Origin of the sequence: Cryobacterium sp. TMT2-10 (assembly GCF_004403075.1) — a bacterium.
GTDB lineage: Bacteria > Actinomycetota > Actinomycetes > Actinomycetales > Microbacteriaceae > Cryobacterium > Cryobacterium shii.
In genome coordinates this window covers 1-3,799 of record NZ_SOGW01000115.1, presented here as the reverse complement: position 1 = coordinate 3,799, position 3,799 = coordinate 1, and the positions used below count along the sequence as shown (strand labels likewise).

Below are 3,799 nucleotides of genomic sequence, written 5' to 3'. Positions count from 1 at the left end.
GCCTCGGCGCTGTCGGCGCCGGCGTTTCCCGCCGCGGCGGCGGCTTCGGCGAGTCCGGTCAGGCCGGCCCGGTAGCCGCGCGCGATCCCGGCGGTCAGCAGGGGCGCACTGGGGGCCTGCCGGAGCTCGGCGCGCACGGCGTCGAAGATCCCGGCGCCCGCGGGGGCGAAGAGCAACCCGGGCTTGGTGCAGAACTGGCCCGCCCCGAGGGTGAAGGAGCCCACGAAGCCGGCCGCGATCTGCGCGCTGTCGGCCGCGGCATCCGTCGTGACGAAGACCGGGTTCACGGTGCCCATCTCGGCGAAGACCGGCACGCCCCGCGCGGCGGCGCGCTGCACGAGCGCCATTCCGCCGCCCTGGCTGCCGGTGAAGGCGATCGCGGTGATCTCGGCGGCGTCGACGAGCTGGAGTCCCGCGTCGAAGCCGACGACGAGGGCGTAGCTGCCCACGGGGGCGCCGGCCCGCTCGAGCGCGTCGGAGACCAGCTCCGCCAGCCGCACGCTGAGGCGCGGGTGGGCCGGGTGCGCCTTGACGATCACGGGGCAGCCGGCGCCGAGCGCAGACGCCACGTCGTGGCCGATCACGCCGAAACCGAACGGGAAGTTGCTCGCCCCGAACACCGCGACCGGGCCGAGGGGGATGTTCCAGCGGGACAGGGTGGAGTCGCCGCCGATGCCCTCGGTGCCGGCGCCCAGATAGCTGCCCTCGGCCGCGACGGCGCCGTAGAACACGGTGCTGGTGGCGCATTTGGCGAGTTCGCCGTGCAGGCGGTCCGCGCCGAGGCCGGTCTCCTCGCCCGCGAGCCGCACGAGTTCGTCCTCGTGGGTGCGGAGGGAGTGCGCGATCGCAGTCAGCCAGCCCTGCCGGGTCGCCGGGCTGGTGCCGGCGATCACGGAAGCCGCGCTCTGCGCGCGCCGCAGGATCGCGGCGACGTGCTCCGGGGTCGTGTGCGGCACGCTGCCGTGCTGCGCGCCCGTGCGCGGGTCGTAGCTCGGGTCTGCGGCCGGGTCTGCGGCCGGGTCTCCGGCCGGCGTGACGGTCGTCGCGAGGGTTTCGCTCACGCGTGCACCGCCGCGGCGCCGACGGATGCTTCGGCGTAGACGGATTCGACGGCTGCCCGCAGCACGGCGAGGCCGTCTTCGAGCAGGTCCTGCCCGATGACGAGCGGGGGAAGCAGACGGATGACGTTTCCGTACGTTCCGCAGACGAGCACGAGCACCCCCTGCTGGTGGCAGAGCGAGGCGACCGCGGCGGCGAGCTCGGGCCGCGGTTCGAGGGTCTCTCGGTCGGCGAATTCGATCGCGAGCATGGCGCCGCGACCGCGGAAGTCGACGATCGGGGACTCCTCCGCCACCAGCGGTTCCAGGATGCGGCGGGCCGTGCTCTCGATGCGCAGCGCACCGGCGAGCAGGTCGCCGTTCTCGAATGCCTCGAAGACGCCGAGCGCGGCCGCGCAGGCCAGCGGGTTGCCGGCGTAGGTGCCGCCCAGTCCGCCGGTGTGCACGGCGTTCATCAGTTCGACCCGGCCGGTCACGGCGGTCAGCGGCAGGCCCCCGGCCAGCGCCTTGCCCGTGACGAGGAGGTCCGCGGCGACGCCCTCGTGTTCGCTGGCGAACATGGTGCCGGTGCGGCCCATGCCGGCCTGCACCTCGTCGAGCACGAAGACGATCCCGTGGCGGGCCGCGATGTCGCGCAGCCCGGCCAGGAAGCCGGGGGCCGGAACGATGAACCCGCCCTCGCCCTGGATGGGCTCGATCACCATGGCGGCGAACGTCTCGGGGCCCTGCTCGGCCAGGACCGCCTCGACCCCGGCGAGGGCCTCGGCGGTGGCGTTCGCCGCGCCGCTCGGCCAGCGCAGCGGAGCGGCCATCGGAGCCCGCACGATCTCGGTGGGGAAGGGCCCGAAGGTGATCTTGTAGGGCTTCTCCTTGGCCGTCATGGCCATCGTCAGCAGGGACCGGCCGTGGTACGCGTCGTCGAAGACGAGCGCCTTGGCGCGGCCGGTGGCGGCGCGGGCGATCTTGATGGCGTTCTCCACGGCCTCGGAACCGGTGGAGAACAGCGCCGTGCGCTTCTCGAAGTCGCCAGGCGTGTGGGCGTTCAGCCAGGCGCAGACCGCGGTGAAGGAGTCGTACTCGGTGACCATGAAACAGGTGTGGCTGAACCGTGCCAGCTGCTCGGTGACGCGGGCCTGCACGAGTGGGTTGGCAGCTCCGACGCTGGTGACCGCGATACCCGAGGCGAAGTCGATGATGCGGTTGCCGTCGACGTCCTGCAGGATGCCGCCCTCGGCCCGGTCGATGAACACCGGCAGCGCGATCCCGAACCCGCTGGAGACCTGCTTCACCCGTTCGGCATGCAGCGCGCTGGACCGGGGGCCGGGGATCGCGGTGCGGAGCAGTCGGGTCTGGGGAACGGTCGCTGTGTCCATCGGATAAATGTAGGCGAGGGCCATCCGCTTGACATCGTATGAAACGTCTATGAAAAAACAGCGCGGTGGCTAGAATATCCAAAGATATTGGCCGTTTCAGAGTCGAAAAGGATCCGCATGGTGACGATCAGCCTGGTGCAGCTGCAGGAACGGCTCGGCAGCGACCTCCAACCGGTCGGCGGCGGACGGCCGGCCCGCCGTGACCTCACCGGGGTGCACGTCTCCGAGCTGGACGACCCGACGCCGTACCTCGGCGGCGGGGAACTGCTGCTGACCACCGGAATCCCGGTGGCGGGAACCGACGAGCACGTGCGCGGGTACGTGCGGCGGCTCGTCGACCACGGCGTGGCTGCCCTCGGCCTGGGCCTCGGTGCGGGCACCGACCATGTGCCGCCGCACCTCGCCGACGCGTGCCGGGAGGCGGGCCTGGCGCTGCTGATCGTTCCGGACGGCACCCCCTTCCTCCAGGTTTCCCGGGCCTACTGGGACCTCGTCGGCCGCACCGAACAGGCCGACTACGCCGCGAATCTGGGGCTGCAGACCTCGCTCGCGCGCGCCGCCACGCGGCCAGGAGCTGCGGCATCCGTGGTGAAGGTGCTCGCGGAGGCGCTGGGCGGCTGGGCCGCGTACCTGCCGGCCGACGGCACGCCGGAGTCGCTCTGGCCGGCGACCGAGAGCCGCGTGCTGCCGAAGCTGCGCGAGGAGACGGCGCGGCTGAACCTGGCGGGCACGCACGCCGCCGCGACCTTCCCGCTGCTGGGAACGGATGTCGTCGAGTACTCCATCGTGGCCGGCCAGCGCACCGCGGGGTTCCTGGCCGTGGGTGCCGGGCGGGCACTGCGCCCGGCGGACCGGCAGCTCATGCTGACCGGCTGCATGCTGCTCTCGATCACGGCGCAGCAGAACTGGGAGCTGCGCCGGGCCAACGCGATCCTGGGCGCCACCGCCGCGACCCTGCTCCTGCACGGCTACATCGACGCCGCGCGCCTCGCCGCGGCGGAGCTGGGCCTGCCCCCGCTGACGGAACGGGTTCGGGTCCTGGCCGTCACGGGCGAGCAGGTGGACCTGCTCTCGACCGAGGAGCTGGCCGACGCCATCGCCGCGATGTCTGGGCTGTCGACGGGAGAGGAGGCCGCGGAACTGCGGCGGAGCATCCGTCGTTCGAGCCTGCGGTGCACGTTCGACGGGCTCAGCTACCTGGTGCTGGACGAGTCGGGTGACCCGGTTGCCGATCCGGACCGGTCGGTCGTGTCGGGCCCTGCTGCGCAGCCGGGGTCGGGGTCGGGGTCGGGGTCGGTGGCGGGGCCGGGGTCGGGGTCGCTGGCGGTGGCGGTGGCGGGGCCGGGGTCGGGGTCGCTGGCGGTGGCG

General features: G+C 73.0%; 3 protein-coding genes. 1 reads left to right on the top strand and 2 read right to left on the bottom strand.

Annotation, left to right across the window (positions count from 1 at the left end; all coding sequences use genetic code 11):
- Together E3T37_RS14475 and E3T37_RS14470 are read right to left on the bottom strand one after the other, a co-directional pair.
- The coding region (locus tag E3T37_RS14475) for an aldehyde dehydrogenase family protein (RefSeq protein ID WP_134367978.1) at positions 1-1,061 on the bottom strand (1,061 nt) is incomplete at its 3' end.
- Complete coding sequence (locus E3T37_RS14470; protein ID WP_134367976.1) at positions 1,058-2,431, bottom strand: aminotransferase class III-fold pyridoxal phosphate-dependent enzyme; 1,374 nt, start codon at positions 2,429-2,431, stop codon at positions 1,058-1,060. The genes E3T37_RS14470 and E3T37_RS14475, both read right to left, overlap by 4 nt.
- A 117-nt stretch (positions 2,432-2,548) precedes the next feature.
- Here E3T37_RS14470 and E3T37_RS14465 point away from each other — a divergent pair.
- The coding region (locus tag E3T37_RS14465; protein ID WP_134367974.1) for a PucR family transcriptional regulator ligand-binding domain-containing protein at positions 2,549-3,799 on the top strand (1,251 nt) is incomplete at its 3' end.